The 18,736-nt window shown below is 33.1% G+C and carries 19 protein-coding genes, 2 pseudogenes and 1 riboswitch; of the genes and pseudogenes, 16 read left to right on the top strand and 5 right to left on the bottom strand.

The window, feature by feature from the left end; translation table 11 throughout:
* Positions 1-34: 34 nt before the first annotated feature.
* The gene (locus QQZ16_RS15010; protein WP_251630048.1) at positions 35-958 is read right to left on the bottom strand and encodes an IS3 family transposase; all 924 of its coding nucleotides are present in this window, start codon (positions 956-958) and stop codon (positions 35-37) included.
* 329 nt (positions 959-1,287) lie between these two features.
* On the opposite strand from QQZ16_RS15010, the gene QQZ16_RS15005 reads away from it, so the two are divergent.
* The 6 genes and pseudogenes from QQZ16_RS15005 to QQZ16_RS14980 all read left to right on the top strand — a co-directional run bounded on the left by QQZ16_RS15005 (position 1,288) and on the right by QQZ16_RS14980 (position 6,261).
* The gene (locus QQZ16_RS15005) at positions 1,288-1,806 is read left to right on the top strand and encodes a matrixin family metalloprotease (RefSeq protein WP_048718542.1); all 519 of its coding nucleotides are present in this window, start codon (positions 1,288-1,290) and stop codon (positions 1,804-1,806) included.
* A 17-nt stretch (positions 1,807-1,823) separates the two neighbouring features.
* Positions 1,824-2,399 (top strand): hypothetical protein, encoded by a 576-nt coding sequence (locus QQZ16_RS15000; RefSeq protein WP_048718544.1) that lies wholly within the window; start codon positions 1,824-1,826, stop codon positions 2,397-2,399.
* A 96-nt stretch (positions 2,400-2,495) separates the two neighbouring features.
* Positions 2,496-3,068 carry an RNA polymerase sigma factor gene (locus tag QQZ16_RS14995; protein WP_048718545.1) on the top strand — a complete coding sequence of 191 codons (573 nt, stop codon included), beginning with the start codon at positions 2,496-2,498 and terminating at the stop codon, positions 3,066-3,068.
* Entirely contained in the window at positions 3,037-3,669 is a 633-nt protein-coding gene (locus QQZ16_RS14990; protein ID WP_048718548.1) for a hypothetical protein, read from the top strand. The genes QQZ16_RS14995 and QQZ16_RS14990 overlap by 32 nt, the downstream gene beginning before the upstream one ends.
* Positions 3,670-4,264: 595 nt before the next feature.
* Positions 4,265-4,921 carry a zinc dependent phospholipase C family protein gene (locus tag QQZ16_RS14985; protein ID WP_235252269.1) on the top strand — a complete coding sequence of 219 codons (657 nt, stop codon included), beginning with the start codon at positions 4,265-4,267 and terminating at the stop codon, positions 4,919-4,921.
* Between the two features lie 46 nt (positions 4,922-4,967).
* Positions 4,968-6,261, top strand: a pseudogene (locus QQZ16_RS14980) (IS3 family transposase).
* A gap of 37 nt (positions 6,262-6,298) precedes the next feature.
* Here the strand turns inward: QQZ16_RS14980 and QQZ16_RS14975 are convergent.
* The 3 genes from QQZ16_RS14975 to QQZ16_RS14965 are packed head-to-tail and all read right to left on the bottom strand — an operon-like array spanning position 6,299 to position 7,582.
* Positions 6,299-6,745: an EVE domain-containing protein gene (locus QQZ16_RS14975; protein ID WP_031536735.1), complete on the bottom strand. Its 447-nt coding sequence runs from the start codon at positions 6,743-6,745 to the stop codon at positions 6,299-6,301.
* A 5-nt stretch (positions 6,746-6,750) separates the two neighbouring features.
* Positions 6,751-7,143: a rhodanese-like domain-containing protein gene (locus QQZ16_RS14970; protein ID WP_031536736.1), complete on the bottom strand. Its 393-nt coding sequence runs from the start codon at positions 7,141-7,143 to the stop codon at positions 6,751-6,753.
* Positions 7,144-7,162: 19 nt separating this feature from the next.
* Positions 7,163-7,582 carry a MarR family winged helix-turn-helix transcriptional regulator gene (locus QQZ16_RS14965; protein ID WP_235252268.1) on the bottom strand — a complete coding sequence of 140 codons (420 nt, stop codon included), beginning with the start codon at positions 7,580-7,582 and terminating at the stop codon, positions 7,163-7,165.
* A gap of 472 nt (positions 7,583-8,054) precedes the next feature.
* Between QQZ16_RS14965 and QQZ16_RS14960 the strand changes: the two genes are divergently transcribed.
* The 3 genes from QQZ16_RS14960 to QQZ16_RS14950 all read left to right on the top strand — a co-directional run bounded on the left by QQZ16_RS14960 (position 8,055) and on the right by QQZ16_RS14950 (position 10,677).
* Positions 8,055-8,186: a hypothetical protein gene (locus QQZ16_RS14960; protein WP_284561470.1), complete on the top strand. Its 132-nt coding sequence runs from the start codon at positions 8,055-8,057 to the stop codon at positions 8,184-8,186.
* A 45-nt stretch (positions 8,187-8,231) separates the two neighbouring features.
* Positions 8,232-10,340 (top strand): class I SAM-dependent methyltransferase, encoded by a 2,109-nt coding sequence (locus QQZ16_RS14955; RefSeq protein WP_235252267.1) that lies wholly within the window; start codon positions 8,232-8,234, stop codon positions 10,338-10,340.
* Between the two features lie 109 nt (positions 10,341-10,449).
* Positions 10,450-10,677: an H-type small acid-soluble spore protein gene (locus QQZ16_RS14950; protein ID WP_396953907.1), complete on the top strand. Its 228-nt coding sequence runs from the start codon at positions 10,450-10,452 to the stop codon at positions 10,675-10,677.
* A 134-nt stretch (positions 10,678-10,811) separates the two neighbouring features.
* On the opposite strand, the gene QQZ16_RS14945 is transcribed toward QQZ16_RS14950, so the two are convergent.
* Entirely contained in the window at positions 10,812-11,363 is a 552-nt protein-coding gene (locus QQZ16_RS14945; protein WP_031536740.1) for a class I SAM-dependent methyltransferase, read from the bottom strand.
* Positions 11,364-11,579: 216 nt separating this feature from the next.
* Between QQZ16_RS14945 and QQZ16_RS23270 the strand changes: the two are divergent.
* The 7 genes and pseudogenes from QQZ16_RS23270 to thiD all read left to right on the top strand — a co-directional run.
* A pseudogene (locus QQZ16_RS23270) lies at positions 11,580-12,620 on the top strand (HAMP domain-containing protein); the annotation flags it as partial.
* The gene (locus QQZ16_RS23265; protein WP_446715456.1) at positions 12,615-13,562 is read left to right on the top strand and encodes a methyl-accepting chemotaxis protein; all 948 of its coding nucleotides are present in this window, start codon (positions 12,615-12,617) and stop codon (positions 13,560-13,562) included. The pseudogene QQZ16_RS23270 and the gene QQZ16_RS23265, both read left to right, overlap by 6 nt.
* Before the next feature lie 215 nt (positions 13,563-13,777).
* On the top strand, positions 13,778-14,698 hold the full coding sequence (locus QQZ16_RS14935; protein ID WP_235252265.1) for a GTP-binding protein: 921 nt from the start codon (positions 13,778-13,780) through the stop codon (positions 14,696-14,698).
* Positions 14,699-14,828: 130 nt separating this feature from the next.
* A complete protein-coding gene (locus tag QQZ16_RS14930; RefSeq protein ID WP_235252264.1) occupies positions 14,829-15,842 on the top strand; it encodes a permease in 1,014 nt (337 codons plus the stop codon).
* A 128-nt stretch (positions 15,843-15,970) separates the two neighbouring features.
* Positions 15,971-16,741 carry a TIGR03943 family putative permease subunit gene (locus tag QQZ16_RS14925; RefSeq protein ID WP_235252263.1) on the top strand — a complete coding sequence of 257 codons (771 nt, stop codon included), beginning with the start codon at positions 15,971-15,973 and terminating at the stop codon, positions 16,739-16,741.
* Positions 16,742-16,795: 54 nt separating this feature from the next.
* A riboswitch (TPP riboswitch) is annotated at positions 16,796-16,906 on the top strand.
* Between the two features lie 192 nt (positions 16,907-17,098).
* Positions 17,099-17,923 carry a hydroxyethylthiazole kinase gene (gene thiM / locus QQZ16_RS14920; RefSeq protein WP_031536745.1) on the top strand — a complete coding sequence of 275 codons (825 nt, stop codon included), beginning with the start codon at positions 17,099-17,101 and terminating at the stop codon, positions 17,921-17,923.
* Positions 17,920-18,720: a bifunctional hydroxymethylpyrimidine kinase/phosphomethylpyrimidine kinase gene (gene thiD / locus QQZ16_RS14915; RefSeq protein WP_235252262.1), complete on the top strand. Its 801-nt coding sequence runs from the start codon at positions 17,920-17,922 to the stop codon at positions 18,718-18,720. Before thiM ends, thiD begins: the two co-directional genes overlap by 4 nt.
* Positions 18,721-18,736: the final 16 nt, after the last annotated feature.

Below are 18,736 nucleotides of genomic sequence, written 5' to 3'. Positions count from 1 at the left end.
TGATTTGAATGGAAAGAATGGATTTCCTTTCCATTCAAATCATCAGGCCAGCAAGCGTAGCGCGGTAGCCTTGACTGAACACAACACTAAAGTAACTAAATGCGACAACTATGTTGACAAACACCGGTATACCCTGCTTAAACTCTCTGTTTAGCTTGTTTGGTACGACTTGATGCTCCTTTGTAGCTTTAGCGATTTTTTTATAAGGATTTGCTTTCCTATGAGGACAGACTATTCCATATTTCTTCATGATTCTTTGTATCTTTTTGCGACTAAATATAATGTTATATTCATTCTCCAAGATCATTTTTATGGACCGGGAACCTTTCTTATATCCCCGTCGATTAAAGGCTTTTAGTATGACTTCTTTCGCTTTCAAGTCCAATTGTTCTCTCGCCTCTCGGATAGTATATGCTTGAAGGAAGCTATAGTATCCAGAACGGGAAACTTCTAAAAAATCGCAAAAATACTTGGTCATACGCTTAAATCCACTTTGTTCAATGGTCTCAGAAATTAATTGATATACTCTACTTGATTCTAGGTTTTCGTTTAGCAGCCTCCTTTCTGTCACTTCTAGCTTTTTTAATAACTCTACTTGTCCCTCCAATAGCTTAATTCTAGCTTCTTGCCTTTCAATCACTTCAGACGGTGTAAGTTCTCGCTTTAATGGTCTACCAGAACCGGATTTTCTTGAGTCTGTGAGTCCGATTAACCCATCCTTTTTATAGGCTTTCTTCCACCTGTATGCGGATTGTTCAATTCGCTTTATTCCTATAACGTCCACATCAAAGCCGTTATCCATGAAGATTTGTCGAGGAAGTTTTCCACCTAGATACTCATCCATAAATCTATTTTTAAATGAATCTGTATAGGTAATAGCTCGCTCGCTGACACTTTGTACATTTGGATTCCTTTTAAGCATTTTTATCTCTTTAGTTGAAAATGTTATCTTACTCATGTTGTCCCCTAATTCCTTTTTAGTAATTTAAGTATATAAAAAAATACCTGTAGATAAAACACTCTTTTTCAAGTGTCCTAACTACAGGTACCATTTTATGTTGGAGTTTTTTTGTCTTCCTATTTTTGTATTAAATTAATTACGTTTCGCCATAGCAACCGGAAATTTTAAAGTAAGAACAGAAATATTTATTTTTTTCGTTATTTTTCACTTTATTTTTTATATTAAAAATATTTTGTAAAAAAAGATATTAAATTGGAGGATTTATGTATTTTTTGAAGAATATAGGTAGAGAAAAAAACCAATCAAATTGAAAGTGGGGTTGTAAAATGATTCAAAAAATGTTTAGCAAAAGTGTATTAGGGTTATTCGCGTTGGCATTAATTTTTGGATTTGTTTTTACACCAGTTAAAGCGTCTGCTCATTTTTTAGGTTATTCTTCAGTTGATGGTAAAGAAATTCGTTGGGGAACAGCTAAAGGATCAACATCTTATACGACAGCACGTAATGCTGCAATAAAAACTTGGAATGGGATTACACCAATTAAAATTCTTGGTGATACAGCTAGCACTGTAGAAGATATATCTTTTGTAGATGTTACTCGAAGTGATGTTACTTGGGCTGGGCAATATCAAAGAGTCACAGGAGCAGATATAATTCGTCTTAATAAACATTATTTAAGTGGTTATACTGCTGCAAAAAAACAAAATGTTTTTACTCATGAATTAGGTCACGCTCTTGGTTTAGCTCATAGTTATTCTGGAGAAATCATGTATTATGCTGCTACAACTAAAACTTCTTTAGGTGCTCATGATAAAAGCGATTATCATTCTTTATGGGGATATTAAAAAGGGGGAATTTAAAAATGAAAAGAATAATTTTAACTTTTGGTCTTATTTCAATAATTACAGTTACTTCTTTTGGAGTTTCAGCATATAATCAAACAGATAAAATTGAAGCTAGTAATTCTAATCCAAACAAAAGTAAGGTAGAAGAAGTTATACTTCATCCTGATTTTATTACAGATGTAACAGATGATAAAAAATTAGTTGGTGTTTCTGATAATGTTTTTCTTGGGAAAGTCATTAAACAAACAGGAACTAAATCTATTGAAGAATATCTTCCTGAAACACAGTATTCAGTGGAAATAATTGAAAATATTAAAGGTGATTTATCTGGAATAGTTACAGTTAATCAACAAGGTGGTTATTTAGAGTATGAAGATGGACAAAAAGAATTGGTTTTATTTGAAGGTGATGAGTTACTTGTAGAAGGAAATACTTATCTATTTTCTACAAGATATTTAGAATCAGAGAATTGGTATACTTTAATTCCTGCATATGGAAATCTTACCGCTGAGACAGAATCAATACAAGATGATTTAGTTGAAAATTTTAATGATGCTTTAGATGAAGAAATCGTACCAACTGAATTAAAGTAAAAAATAATGGGTTCAAAAAACATGTGGATTTTCCGCATTTTTTTTGAACCTTTTGTTTCTTTATTGGTAATAAAATATAGAAGGGAGGTTAGTTATGTGAATAAAGAACAAGAAATAATTGAGAAAATATTATTAGGAGATATTGAAAAATTCAATGTTTTATTAGAACCTTATCTAAAAATATCTTATCAGACTGCTTTTTTACTTTTGAAAGATTATTCACTTGCTGAAGATGCTGTACAAGAAGCTTTATTTGCAACTTTTAAATCTTTAAAAAAATATAATCCTCAAAAGGCTTTATTTAAAACTTGGTTTAATAAAATTTTAATTAATACGACTTTAAAATTACAGAGGAAACGATTTTTCTTTATGAATTTTATGGATTATAACTTTAAAGAAACGACAATAATTCCAGAATCAATATATTTACAAAAAGAAGAATCTGAGATAATTATGAAAGCTATAGAAAAATTGGATTTTAAGCATCAAATTATTGTAATTTTATTTTATTTTCAAGACTTATCAATAAAGGAAATTTCGCAATTATTAAATATAAAAGAAGGTACCATAAAATCTAGATTATATTATTCAAAGCAAAGGTTAAAAAGTTTATTAGAAAATAAGGAGGTTTTTCCTGATGAAAGAAAAGGTAAAAAAAACATTACTTGAAATAGCTGAACAAAACTCTTTTCCTAGTAAAATAAATATTCAATCTATAATAGAAAATAAAAAAAAGAAACGGAAACGTTTGGGGTATATTTTATCTCCATTAGTTTTATGTTTAGTTTTTTTCTCATTTATTGGTATTAATTATATTAATAATAATTCTACGAAATCTGAAAATTTAGTGGGTAATACTATTAGTTATAGTTATGCTTTTAATCCTGAAGATAAAAGAGAATTAGTTGGCTTTTCTCAAAATGTTTTCATAGGAAAAGTAATTTCTGAAGAAGGATCTGAAATAATTGATTTATTACCAGAAACTCAATTTAATGTGAAAGTGATTAAAAATATAAAAGGGACTCTTAAACAAGAAATAATAGTAAATCAACAAGGTGGATATATGGAAGAAGAGTTAGTTTTAGTTGAGGGAGATAATCTTTTAGAAGAAGGTAAAGAGTATTTATTTGTAACAAAATATAATGAAGAAAAAAAGTTTCACACTCTTGTACCTATTTATGGAGATATTTTAATTAAAAGTGAACAGGAAAAAGCTGAATTAATAAAACAATTTAATGAGTCTTTAAAAAATGAAATTCCATTAGAATAAGAAATATTTATTATAATTTATAGTTAACATAATGAGTATTATTTATGTTAACTATAAATTGAAATGTACCCCTGTTCTATTTCAGAACGCCCCCTAATCTCTGTTAACATAATGAGTCCTATACACAGCAATCAAAAAAGCAAAAGGCGGAATTTGTCCATATTGGGGCAAATTCCGCCTTTTTGCGTTTGGGAAATATCGAGAAAAATAGCTTCATAATAAAAAAGTCAATCTCTAGATCCCTCCGTTTTACTTCTAAACTTCATTATATAATTGACTTTTCACGATGATTGAAAGGAAGAAGGAAATTCTACTAGATTATCGAAGAGTAAAAGTAGAAGGAGTGAATAAACGCTATGAAAAACGCTAATAGCTTTGGCTATTTTTCTAAGGCTCTTTTCGTAAAGATTGTTGCTTTTAATTATAACAAGGAACAATTTACTTTTTATGGTATTATATTAAAGAGATGATTATGCAGCTAACGGCAGGCTAGTTTAACAAGCAATTAGTACAAAATGCAAAAAAAGGGTTATAAGCATTGTTGCCGAAATCCTTCTCAATGTAAAAATACATAAACATTTAAGGAGTGAAAAATTTGGCTACTTGGGTTACTCACTTTAGGATTACTGAAGAATTATTAAAAACAGAACTTCCTGTATCCAAAATTGAATTTTTGGTTGGTAATATTGGACCAGATTGTGGACTAATCGGAGAGGATGGTAAACCCACACCTCCAAAAGAAACTACTCATTTCGAGATTGAAGGGAAAATCAACTCTGATTCTTTTTACCAACAATATCTCTGTGATGAAAAAGAAAGTTCGCTTAGTGAATTCTCCTATTATCTTGGATACTATATCCATTTGGTGACTGATGAGAAGTGGATTGCATTCACTGACCAAAAGAAAAAAGAAAAAGTGTTCGAAGAAATATTAAACACCCCTGAATACACTCCTCTTGTTAAGCGAGACTGGTATGGTTTAGATTTTTTATATCTTAAAAATCATAAAGATAATATTTTTTGGACTAAGTTTCAACACATCAATGATTTTCCAGAGTACCTAGATTTCTTTCCGCAGGGTCAAACACTTAAACAGATTAGAAATATCACTAATTTTTATCAAAACCATACGATTTCTGATGACCACGAGTTTATATATCTTAAGGCAAATGAAGGCGATGAGTTTGTAGAAGATACTGTACAAACGGTCAAAGAATTATTAAATCAAAGGATGCGAACACAGCTAGCATAACGGAATTTTAGCACACAAAATTACTTTTTCAACTAAAGAGATAAAAATGCTTAAAAGGAATCCAAATGTACAAAGTTTCAGCGAGCGAGCTATTACCTATACGGATTTATTTAAAAATAGATTTATGGATGAGTATCTAGGTGGAAAACTTCCTCGACAAATCTTCATGGCTAACGACTTTGATGTGGACGCAATAGGAATGAAGCGAATTGAACAATCCGCATACAGGTGGAAGAAAGCCTATGAAAAGGATGAGTTAATCGCACTCACAGACTCAAGAAAAGCCGGTTCTGGTAGACAATTAAAGCGAGAACTTACGCCATCTGAAGTGATTGAAAGGCAAGAAGCTAAAATTAAGCTATTGGAGGGACAGGTAGAGTTATTAAAAAAGCTAGAAGTGACAGAAAGGAGGCTGCTAAACGAAACAAAAAACCTAGAACCAAGTAGAGTAAATCAATTAATTTCTGAGACCATTAAACAAAATGGATTTAAGCGTATGACCAAGTATTTTTGCGATCTTTTAGAGGTTTCTCGTTCTGGATACTACAGCTTCCTTCAAGCATATACTATCCGAGAAGCGAGAGAACAATTGGACTTGGAAGCGAAAGAAGTCATACTAAAAGCCTTTAATCGACGGGGATATAAGAAAGGTTCCCGGTCCATTAAAATGATATTGGAGAATAAATATAACATTAGCTTTAGTCGAAAAAAGATACAAAGATTAATGAGGAAATACGGAATAGTCTGCCTTCATAGAGGGCCAAATCCTTAAAAAAAATCGCAAAAGCAACAAAGGAACAACAGGTTATTTCAAACATGTTAAACAGAGAATTTAAACAAGGTGTTCCTGGAAAAGTGTTATTAACGGACATTACTTATTTTCCATATAGTGGTAACTATATGGCTTATTTGTCGACCATAAAAGATGCATCCACCAACGAGATACTAGCTTACCATGTTTCTGATCGTATCACTCTTGATATCGCTACCAAGACCATCCATAAATTAATGAACAACTAGAAAGTTACTCTACATGAAGATGCCTTTATTCACTCAGACCAAGGTAGCCATTACACAAGTCCAAAATATCAAATTTTATTAAAAGAATATGGACTAGGACAATCTATGTCTAGGAGGAAACTTTTGGGACAATGCCCCCAAGAGTCATTCTTTGGACATTTAAAAGATGAGGTAGACTATCAATCTTGTCAAACCATAAAAGAACTAAAGGGAAAAATAAATCATTACATTACATGGTTTACTATAACAATTATCGATATCAATGGAATTTAAAAAAGATGACCCCTATTCAATATACGAATCACCTTTTAATTGCTTAGTCTCTTTTTTTATTGTGTCCTTGACATAGGAGCCAGTTTAATGAGTTCTATCTCCTTTTTTATTAACCATTTTTTCTGCTATTAGTTTAAAGTCTTTTTCGCTTATTTCTATATGACCATATCGAAAGGAATGACCCCAGTATTTTGTATTTTTAATAAATGACAGTTTTGGGATTAATGGTTTAATGGGTGTTTTAATGCTAGGGAAAAAATCAATATTTCTTCGAAAAGGTACAAAATCATTCCCCATATTTACCTGATAAACATCCTCATCAATAATTCTTCCAATAGCAGTAAACTTTTGATGAGGAGCACTCTCTTTAAAATTAATCTTAGGAGAGTAATAAATAATCCAATCACCAGTGCTCATATTTCTTAAAGGAGCCAGTTTGCCATGGCAAAGCTGAGCAAATCCGCCTTGTACTGCATTTAAAACATGATCTCGTGAAGCAATTCCAATCCAAAACCGTTTTTTAGTATGCATTAGAGTTAGCATCCACAATTATCTGATAGATTAGCATCTTGAGCAACATCTGATACAGGAAAATTCATTTCTTTCCATGCAGCTATCCCGCCAGTCAACTCTTTTACTTTATAGCCACGTTCTAGCAAAAAAGCTGCTACTTTAGCTGCTGTATTACACCAAACATCCCAACAGTAAACTACAATTTCTTTTTCTTTAGGAATCTCATGTAATCGTTCTTGCAACTCTTGTTGAGGAATGATGTTAGCATCTTTAATTGTTAGAATTCTTACATGTTCAGGACCGTTTCTTACATCAATTAGAAAATATTTTTCTGGATTGACTTGTGCCAATCTTAAATAATCCATAGGACTAATAGTTGCTTCCAGACGTGCATTAAAATAATCAAGTGCATTCATTTAATAGTTACCTCCAGTTTTATAATGTATACCAAATTTTCACAAGAAACTCCTTCAGCAATTGTTTTTCTTGATGGTTTAAAGGGATGAGTACCTCTAATTCCGTTTCAATTAGAAATTCCCAACGTGAATCTAAAACTTGAGTCCCTTTTGATGTGATTAAAAGACTATATGATCTTCTATCATTAGGATTTCTAGTTCTCTCTACAAATTCTAAAGTTTCTAGGTGATCGATATGGCTAACCATAGTCGTCCGATCAATTTGTAGATTTTCGGAAATATCCTTTTGTGAACAATAAGGGTTCCCACTAATAAATAAAAGGACTCCATATTGTCTAGCATTAATTTTATAAGGAGTCAGTCCTTCAGCAAACTTGGTTTCCATTTGTTGAAGAACTTTTCCTAACAAAAAACCATATGATTGATTCCATTTTTCCAAGTGTAATATTCACCTCCTAAATTAATCAGATTTACTAATAATCAGTATAGCTGACTAATTATTAAAATTCAAGTACTTATGTTCGTATATAAAACACAAACCGTTAAATATTTTTTTTATTAATAAAGTTTTTGAGATAAGGTATTTAAACTAGGGGGAATGACTTCTGGGTCTCTTTTTTATGTCATTAAAGAATAAATTTGTGAACGATTTCACTTAAACTATCGGGGACGTTAGTTGAATAAGCAAATATTATAAAATGGAACTTCCGTAAATTAGGAGGTTTCGTTTTATAAGAAATATCAACATTAAACTTTAACAGAGCCAAGTTAATAAATAACGAAATAGGATCTTAAATCCTTTTTTCCAAAAATATATTTTTTCAACCAAGGAATATTTTCAAGATTTTACTAATGTAACAAGAGATATTCAAAAGTCGATATTAATCATTGCAGGGGAGTCCGACGATGCGGTGGGACCAAATCATCATTTATCTTTTAACTGTAAAGAAGCAGAAATTTATGTTATAGATGGTGGTCATCATGCTTATATTGAAAATCAAGAACTATTTAAAAATGCTGTTCTTAGTTTTGTTAAAAGGTAAATTGAAGTTGTTTTGAAAAAAGATTCGTCAATAGGAGTGATTTCCATGCTTGAATCGTTACTATCCATTCATAAAGTAAAAAAGGGAGATAAAGAGGAACTTCGTAACCATAGATGGCTGCAATATCTATATATTACAAAGGAAAAGAATGTTAACCTCGAACAAGTCCATTCCCTGTCAGAAATAGATAGTCATCCAGTATTGTCCTATATTGAAAGAGCGTTAGTGATTTTAGACAACAGTACACTTGTACATACGAGGGAGAAACAAATCCTTGAAGAAGTTTTGGTTTGGAGTGATGTGGCTAAATGTGGTTCCCCCTCCAAAAGGAGAGAATGGAGTCGACTTGGATTTCAATTAGGGATACATAATATAGGGTCTGCACAAATTTACGCAGAGGAAAAAATGAAACTGTCAATACAGGAAAGAGATCTGGAAAAAGAAGAACTTATTTTTACACTTATTTATACCCACGGACTTATTGGCCAATTTATTAGAGGAGAAGTCCGTTATTGCCAATTAAAACCTTTAATTGTCTATATCTATAAATACAATAAAGTAAATTCGACGGAATTTTTTAATCTTTTGTATGTGTTAAATCAATGTATAATTGAAGCAGTTTCTCCACAAATCTGGAGTGATGTTCATCAAGAAGTTAAAGATGTTATTCGTTCTATTATAGGAGGCATAAGAGAAAAAGAGCTTTCTTTAAAGGAGAGAATAAAGAGACTAAGAAATTCGGCAATAAAACGTGGAGAAAACTTTGATCAAGTGTATGATCAATTGTTCTCAAGTCTGAAGCTTAAAGAGCTATTTCAAATTTTTTTTAATAAAACAGATATGTGGTATGTAGAGTCTGCACTTCATGATTTCGCTTTCGAAGAATTTTTAAAAATCTTCTTACTCATTTATCAAAAAGCCAATCCATTAACAATAAAACAAATCAGCTTTGAACCCTTTATGAAGAATATTTATTATGATTATAAAGGGAAAAAGACTGTTAATTTATATAAAAAGAGGATTATTGAGGCATATTTGAAAGAATATACTTTAGAAGATTTAATTGTCGGAAGACAGAGTATAAATGCTCATGTTGAATTAACGATTATTCCACTTAATACTGTAAATGAAAATATTTGTGTAACTTTTACTTATTCCAAGGCAGGCGAAAAATTAATTGAATTCTGTCAAGAAGCAGAAAAATCGCCACTTTACGAACGTGCTATCATCCTTTTATATGATTTCTTTGGCTTTCGCAAAGATGGTTTTGATCGCTTGCAAAATGAAACAAAATACCTTACAGATATGAACAATGCAGAAAATCATAAAAAGCTTATTGCTGACTATGCAGTTGGTAATATAATGCTTGACATAGGTTCAGGCGGAGGGGTAATGTTAGATATTTTATCTGAAAAACATCCACATGCAGAAATTATCGGAATGGATATTTCAATAAATGTTATCGAGGCATTAGAAAAAAGAAAAAGAAGAGAAAAGAAATCTTGGTTGGTGAAACAAGCTGATGCGCTTCAATTAAAAGAATCGTTTGAGCTTAATAGTATAGATACAATAATATACTCTTCTATCCTCCATGAAATGTATTCTTATATACCCTATAATGGCAAAAAATTTAATCGAGAAGTTATCATCCATAGTCTTAAAAGTGCATTCGATGTGCTAAAGCCTGGCGGAAGAATCATTATCAGAGATGGGATTATGACAGAGCCAAAAGAGGAATTAAGGCAAATAGAATTTAAAAAATCAGATGGCATCGAATTTTTTAAGCGATATGTAAAGGATTTTAAAGGAAGAAATATCATATACAAGCAATTAGAAGAAAACACTGTTCAGCTCCTCGTTAATGATGCAATGGAATTTCTCTATACATATACATGGGGAGAAGAAGCCTATCCCCATGAAGTACAAGAGCAGTTTGGCTATTTTACTCCAAGTGAATATAAAGAGGCTATACAAAATGTGATCGGGAATAATGGCGAAATCCTGATGTTTCGCCATTACTTGCAAGAGGGCTATGAGGAGCATCTTTTGCCTGATGTGAAAGTGACAGATATCGAGCAGAAGTTAGTTAGCCTTCCTGATAGTACTTGTTTTATTGTTATCGAGAAAAGGAACGGTAGTCATTATAAAAAATAGAGTATTTCAAAAGCCAACTAGGTCTATTCAAAATTAACAGAATAAAAATGTCAGTACTTTCACATAATGAAAAAAGGTTTTAATTAAAATTAGAACCGCAATCTTCTTCATGACATATGAATGTAAGAAGGTTCTTTCAAAGAAAGTAGGTGATATTTTGGATATTAACAGAGTGAAGCAAATACTATCCTCATCAGCTGAAATAGAGGTTCAGTATAACGGAGTGTCTGTGTGGATTGATGATATAAAAGAAGAAGATGCGACTGTAATTGTTCATCTGGTAGGTGGTATGGAAGAACAGACGGAAGTAGATATAGCGAGCTTAAAAGAAATCTAAATCAAAGACAACCACTAATTTCCTAGTGGTTCTTTTTATATGCTTTTTCAAAAAAATGCTTCCTCACTATTAACTAGAAACTAGACAAAAAGATGGAAGGAAGCGTATTTTATCTGTCATTATTGTAAATTTTCTTATCTTTTCACTGCATCTATAATGAGAGAGGGAAATGCTAATTTATCCCCTTGATTCCTTGGATCAAATTGTTTTGACCGGAAAATCACACCATCTTCTCCATACCACTCATTCTTGTGAAAAATCCCGTCTTCATCACAATACTCTAATAAGTGAACCTTAAAGTCTGCTAGTTCGAACATTTTTCGCAATGTATGATAGGTATGGACAAATTGATGGCTAGCTGCTGGATGTTCCTTTGGTCCTGGCCCACCAATTTGCACGATTTGCTGATACGACTCGTCCGGGAAGAATCCATCTGGAACTGCACAACGAACATAACCAGAATGTTTTAAGTAATGGTAGCAAATGGAGGCAGCTTGAACACCTTGTTCAAAGGTTAAGTGCTCCCATACATGTTCCGCTAAAATGGCCGTAATGGATGAATGTTCAAAACGTTGCCAGGTTGATTCATCTAAAAGGTTTAGTTCTTCTTCTTGGGTATGAATCCATCCAGGGTTATTTCTAAATTCCCCTGCACCTATCACAACTTTTATCGGCGGTTTCTCCATAAATCTCTCCTTGCTCTTTATTTTAAAAATTTTAATTATACTGTAATATAAGCCTGACATTTGTGCAAGAAAAAACTGTTAACGAGTAACAAGTAGAAAATATGACTTATGGCATAGGAATCATGTCCTATCTATTGTAAAATAAGAGAGCTGAGGAATGATTTACCTATTTATTTTTGTTTATATGTATGCGTATACAAAGAGAGGGCGGTTAGTATGAGAAAATTTCCATTTCGAAAAAATATCGGAATACCAATTAAGAAAAAGCTTGTTTTTTCCTTTTTAGCAATGCTGTTAATCCCAAGTATCCTAATTGGTGCATTTTCGTTTCTATATGCAAATAATCAAATGGAAAAGGATTTTATAAACAATGCAAGCACTAATTTAAATGTGTTAGATACATCTATAACTAATTTAATGTCACAAAAAGTATATGATGTTTCTGCACTGTCAGAAACGATAACAAAAGAAGCAATGGAGAAAAAACCAGCTAGTCTGCAGACCACTATAGAGCAATACATTAAAGTTCATCCAGAGGTTTCGAGCATTTATATTGCAACAAATGATGGAAAACTTATTCAGAAGTCTACAGAAGAATTGGACGATCAGATGGATCCAAGATTAAGAGATTGGTATAAATCCGCTGTAAATCAAGGAGGACAAGTGGTTATTATGGATCCATATTTATCTCCCGTTTCTAAAAAAATGGTGATTACAATTGGCAAAACAATTGCGGACAACGCAGGGGTTATAGCAGTTACGATGAATCTAGATTATTTAGCAGAACTAGCAAGTGATATAAAGTTTGGCAAAGAAGGTTATGTTATACTGCTTGACCAGAAAAAACGTTTCATTGTTCACCCTGAAGAAAAGCAAGGAGACATTGTAAAGGAAATATTTTATGAAACCCTTTACAAAAAAGAATCTGGAACATTGGATTATATAGTAGATAAGGTTAATAGAAAAATGGTCTATCAAACAAATAAGCTTACAGGCTGGAAGTTAGCTGGGACACTGGAAAAATCAGAAATTGCAAATCATACAAAAGGCCTTTTGTATGCGATTACAGTAATATTAGCTGTTTCCCTTATTGTTGGTGGAATAATGATGGTCATAATCGTTCGCTCTATTATTAAACCAATAAAAAAATTAAAGAGTCACGCTACAATGGTAAGCAATGGCGATCTAACAAAAACAATTCATATGGAGACAAAAGATGAAATTGGCGAATTATCGACTGCTTTTCAATATATGCAGGATAACTTACAAAAACTTCTCCGAAATATCGAAAATAGTTCGGAGAGTGTTGCAGCAAGTGCAGAACAGTTAACAGCAAGCGCCAATGAAGTAACGATTGCATCAGAACATGTAACGAATACCATTCAGCAAGTTGCTAGTGGAGCTGAAAGACAGACAAAAGGAATAGAGCATAATGCAGATGATATTGAATCCATCTTAAATGGTACGAACAAAATCGTTGAATATAGTAAGAATGTTTCAGAACTATCTACTGAAACATTGACGAAAGCTTATACAGGTGGAAATGCTATTCAGGCAACACTAGCACAAATGGATGTGATAAATGAGGCTGTAGTAGAATCAAATAAAATGATTAAGGAATTAGTGGAGCAGTCAAAGCATATTGGAAAAATTACGGAAAGTATTACGACAATTTCAGAACAAACAAATCTGTTAGCCTTAAATGCTGCAATAGAAGCAGCAAGAGCAGGGGAAAAAGGGAAAGGATTTGCAGTTGTGGCAAATGAAGTTCGAAAACTTGCTGAGCAGTCAGGTGAATTTGCAAGCAATATTTCTCAGCTGATTAAGGATGTTCAAAAAACGACTGAAAATACAGTATATAGAATGTCAGAGGTGTCTAACGCTGTACAAACAGGGATGAAAGTAACGGATGAATCAAATACGAAGTTTCAAGAAATAGTTATTAGTATGAATGAAATGACACCACATATTCAAAGTGTTACATCTACATCAAATGAAATGGCTAAAACGCTTAAAGAAGTAAGTGTAACAGCTGGCGAATTAGCACAAATTGCATATGAAAATTCTACATCGTCTGAAGAAGTTGTATCTTTAACAGAAGAACAGTTAGCTGCCATAGAAGAAATTTCAGGCTCGGCAAAAAATTTATCAGAAATGGCAGATCAGCTTAGAAGGAATCTTTATCAGTTTACCTATTAATTTGTCATAATAAAATATCCTCTTGCATAAAGTAGCGATAGCATTATCCCACTCATAAACGGCAGTAAATCCTTCATCTTTTGCTATTGAGAATGGGAGGAAGATAAGTGGAAGATCAACTGTCCTGAAAGGTCCGATTGGTTCAACCATTCATCAGGGTGGAGGAAGACACCACTTACTGATGGTTCGTTTCACTATAAGCAGGAGGTTTTATGATGAAAAAAATCAACGTTTATTTAATAAATGGATTTCTTGGCAGTGGGAAAACAACAACGCTTTTAAAATGTATGGAGTATTTTAAAGGGAAAAATAAGAAGTATGCTATTATCTTGAATGAACTTGGCGAAACGAATATAGAAAGGCATCTATTTCATGATGAATCACTCTATGAACTTTTGAATGGGTGTGTATGCTGCTCCATTAAAGATGATTTAAGAACTACCCTGGATGATTTAACAGAGACTTTATATAAGGAAAATATTGAAGTCGTTTTATTAGAAGGAACAGGTGTAGCTAATCCTTCTGAAATAATGGAGACATTTAATGAAAAGGCTTATAGAGAAGTTTTTCATATTGCTGAAAGTATTTGCTTGATTGATAGTTTGCACTTTATAGAATATACAAGCGTTTTTTCGAGTAGTAAAGAAGTAAGACAATTGCAGAAAGAACAAATTGAAAATGGGACAATGCTTGTTTTAAATAAAATAGATCAACTATCAAGTAAACAGGCAATCGAAAAAGTAGAAAAAAGGATTAGAAAAATAAATGCAGATGCACCGTTGATACATAGTAAATATGGGAATGGTGTCACAGAATTTTTAGAAAAAAAGCAAATAAACAGCAATAAAGAACATTCCATTTCATTTCATCACCACCACCACCATCATATTAAAGCGATAAAATTAGTGCAAACAACTGCCATGACCAAAAGGGATTTAAGAGATTTTTTAAAAAACAATCAAGATAAACTTCTGCGCGCTAAAGGCACTATAAAAAATAGTGAAGATCAATTATGGTATCACTTTCAATATGCATCAGGACTATTGGAATGGCAAAAAGTATCAGAAAATGTTCCGAATAGAAAAGGAGAAATTATCATAATAGGAGAAAAATTACCAAAAGAAGTAAGTATTTAATTCTATGGAGTGTAGTCTTATGGAACCTTATAAGCCTACACTCTTTTTATGGTATGTATGCATAATTGGTTAGGACAAGCATAGATATGTAATAAGTAATAGTAGACCGATGTAAGAAAAGGAGCATACTATGTCCATCCCAACTCGTTTAAAGGATATTTTTATATTTGGCTTGTTTATGGCTTTAATGTATTTGTTTTTTTTCGGAGATATATATGTTGCAAATAAAATCAATTTTGAGATGCCAGATCAGATTAAAACCATTTTTGTCTTTTTTTTAGGGATTTTTCTGGAGGCTTTACCGTTTTTATTGTTAGGGGCAATTGCTTCCTCTATTATCAATCTCTATATTTCGGAAGAAACGATAGCAAGAATCATGCCTAAAAATCCCTTTATAGCAATTATAGTGGCATTAATTGCTGCATTAATTACACCAGTGTGTGAATGTGCGATCATCCCAGTTGTTCGCAGGCTGATCCAAAAAGGTATTCCGGTTCATATTGGTGTGGTGTTATTAATGGGGGCGCCGATTCTAAACTTCATTGTTTTTGGGAGTACATACTATGCTTTCCAAAATAATATATCGATTGCATATGGGCGTTTTATTATTTGTGTTTTAGCAAGCATCATAGTAAGTTTTATTATTTACATGCTTTTTTCTAAGCAAAAGGTATTAAAAACACACCGAGAGGATTTAATGTCATCGGTTCCGGTTAATGAGAATAAAGGTGATTCGAAGTGGAAAGGCATTCTGCATCATACATGCCATGAATTCTTTACAATTGGCAAATATTTTATTATCGGAGCAGTTTTTGCGAGTGTAGCTCAAGTATATTTAAAGGATAGCTATATTATGCAAGCAGGAGAATCATCGATTGAAGGAACTGCAGTTATGATGGGTCTGGCATATGTATTATCCTTATGCTCAGAAGCAGATGCTTTTGTGGCAGCTTCCTTTTCAAGGACGTTTACCCCTGAAGCAATTATTAGCTTTTTGGTGTTTGGACCGATTCTCGATTTTAAAAATACATTCGTTATGATGGCTTCCTTTCGAATCAAGTTTGTCCTATTATTTATATTGATTGTGACGATTGTTGTATATATCCTATCTGTATTATCAGGATTCTTTTTATCACCCTCTTAAACTTCGGTAAAAGAGACTTGTTTCTTTTTAAGGTAGAGAATTAAGTGAATCTATTGCTGAAAGTTCGAAAACTTCTATTAAGGAAGTTCATTTTATGTTAGATTAATTCAAAATAAGGAGGAAAAGCGGTGAAAATCAAATGGAGTCCAACATGGCAATTGGCGAATGAGCTGCAAGGGATTGTGCTGATTGGCTTTAGTCTCCTTATTTTTAAATTGTTGGTAACAGGTGATGTGACGCGACTTGTTGAGCCTAATATGGTTCCGTTTCTATATATCACGATGTTCTTGTTATTTTTTCTCGGCTTTTTTCGTTTGCTAAATAGCAATTTAAAGGGAGCAGATTGTGACTGTGATGTGTGTGATGAAAATGCTTCGTTAATGAACCTAGCACTGTCTTATTTCATATTTTTTAGTCCGTTATTTTTGTTTTTCACCTTACAAGATATGTCGTTTAACAAGAGCATTCTTCCCAATGTTCAATACGAACATGGACAGACGTCTTCTGTAAGTCAAGCTATTTCTGAGGCGGAGGAAGACATGATGATAATAGATGATGATAATTATCTGCAATCGATGGATAGGATTAACAGTAATTTGGACAATATGATTGGAAAAGAAATCACGATTACCGGCTTCATTCATCGACAGGAATCCTTTACGGATAAGGAGGCGGTCATTGCAAGATATGTCATGACACATTGCATTGCTGACCTTGGAATATACGGCTATATGATAGAAGGAGATGTTGGTGGTTTACAAAGCGATCAATGGTTTTCATTAAAAGGGAAATTGGATAAGAAGGAATATGAAGGTCAAGTGATTCCAGTGATTAAAATGGATAAAGCTGAAAAAACGGTAGCACCTGAGGAAGATTATTTATATGCATTAGACTATTAGCCTACAATTCTTGCATTATTCGAATATTTTCGCTAAAATTTAAATGAAATCAATTGAATAAGAATCGGGAGCTTGTTTGAAACAGGCTGAGAGTATGGCTATTCTGCCATTGACCGAATGAACCTGTTGGATAATGCCAGCGTAGGGAGGTGTCTAGTATAGAAGAACACTTTGCTTAGGCGTAGTGTTTTTATTTTTGTCATAATTGCTGAAATTAGCACGTAGCTTCCTATTATTTCGCGTGCTTTACATTACAGTCAGTTATGGCTTTTTTACTATGTATAATTTTATATAGTGATAATAGTAGGAAGTAAATAAAACTATTAATAAAGAAACAAGAAGGGAATGAGTTATTAGATGAACGAAATATATGAAATGATTCCAATAGTAATAACAAGAGTAAGAAATAAAATACCACTTATTCATAATATTACGAATGTAGTAGTTACAAATTTTACAGCAAATGGGTTATTGGCATTAGGGGCTTCACCAGTAATGGCATATGCAAAGGAAGAAGTTGCAGATATGGCAACAGTAGCAGATGCCCTTGTACTTAATATCGGTACATTAACGGCTGGAAATGTGGAGAGCATGATTATTGCCGGAAAGGCCGCAAATGTCGCCAATACACCTGTTATTCTGGATCCTGTTGGAGCAGGTGCAACTAGGTATCGTACAGAATCTGTCCATCGCATTATGAAGGAAGTAGATATTACATTACTTCGAGGCAATGCAGCAGAGATAGCTAATGTTGCTGGGATAAAAGCGGAAGTGAGAGGTGTTGACTCTGTAAATGTACATGATAATCGTGAAATTGCGTTAGAAGCATCAAAGCTTTTACAAGTACCTGTTGTCATTACGGGTGAACAAGATGTCGTATCCGTTAACGGGAAACTTACTCTCGTTGGTAACGGTCATGAGATGTTGACAAAAGTTACAGGAACTGGCTGCTTACTTTCAGCCATTCTCGGAGCCTTTATTGCTGTGGAAGGAGATATATTACTATCTTCTACAGCTGCTTTAGTTACATATGGGATCGCTGCAGAACTTGCCTTTGAAAAAACGAAAGAGGATGGTCCAGGAAGTTTTCAAATGGAATTATTAAATCGATTAGCGAAAATTAACGAAGCTGATGTAAAGAAATGGATGAAAGTGGAAATAGAAGAGGAGGCACATCAATGACTACTGCAAAAGCATTAACAATCGCAGGATCTGATAGTGGAGGAGGAGCTGGGATTCAGGCCGATTTAAAAACATTTCAAGAGCTTAAAGTGTTTGGAATGAGTGCTATTACAGCTGTAACAGCACAAAATACACTGGGGGTAGATGGAGTGTATCCAATGTCATTGGAGGCGATTGAACAACAAATAGAATGCATAGCTGTTGATTTAAAGCCAGATGCTTTAAAAACAGGGATGCTGTTTAATAGTGAAATTATCGAATTAGTAGCAGATAAAATAAAGCAATACAAGTGGGAGAATTTGGTGGTAGATCCTGTAATGATTGCTAAAGGTGGTGCTAATTTACTTCAAAAAGAAGCAATAGATGCCATGAAAAAAAAGCTTCTACCAATAGCTACAGTATTGACTCCGAATATACCAGAAGCCGAGGAATTGACTGGATTGAATATTCAAAATATGGAGGATAGGAAAGAAGCAGCGAAAAGATTATCAGCGTTGGGAGTTTCCAATGTCATTATTAAAGGGGGACATGGAAAGGAAAAGGAGTCTGTTGATTTACTCTATGATGGAACTTGCTTTTCAAGTTTGTTGGCCAAAAGAATTCCAACTAAAAACACGCATGGAACCGGCTGTACTTTTTCTGCTGCAATAACAGCAGCTCTTGCAAATGGTTATTCAGTTAAGGATGCCTTTCAATTAGGAAAAGATTTTATTCACCAAGCAATTAAAATGGATCTTCATATAGGAAGCGGACATGGTCCGACAAATCATTGGGCTTACCAAGAAAGTAAAAGGTAGGCACAAATAGCTATTC

It is taken from the genome of Bacillus sp. T2.9-1 (genome assembly GCF_950097965.1).
GTDB classification, from domain to species: domain Bacteria; phylum Bacillota; class Bacilli; order Bacillales; family Cytobacillaceae; genus Niallia; species Niallia hominis.
The sequence above is the reverse complement of the archived record's forward strand: the minus strand, read 5'-3'. Positions and strand labels throughout refer to the sequence as shown.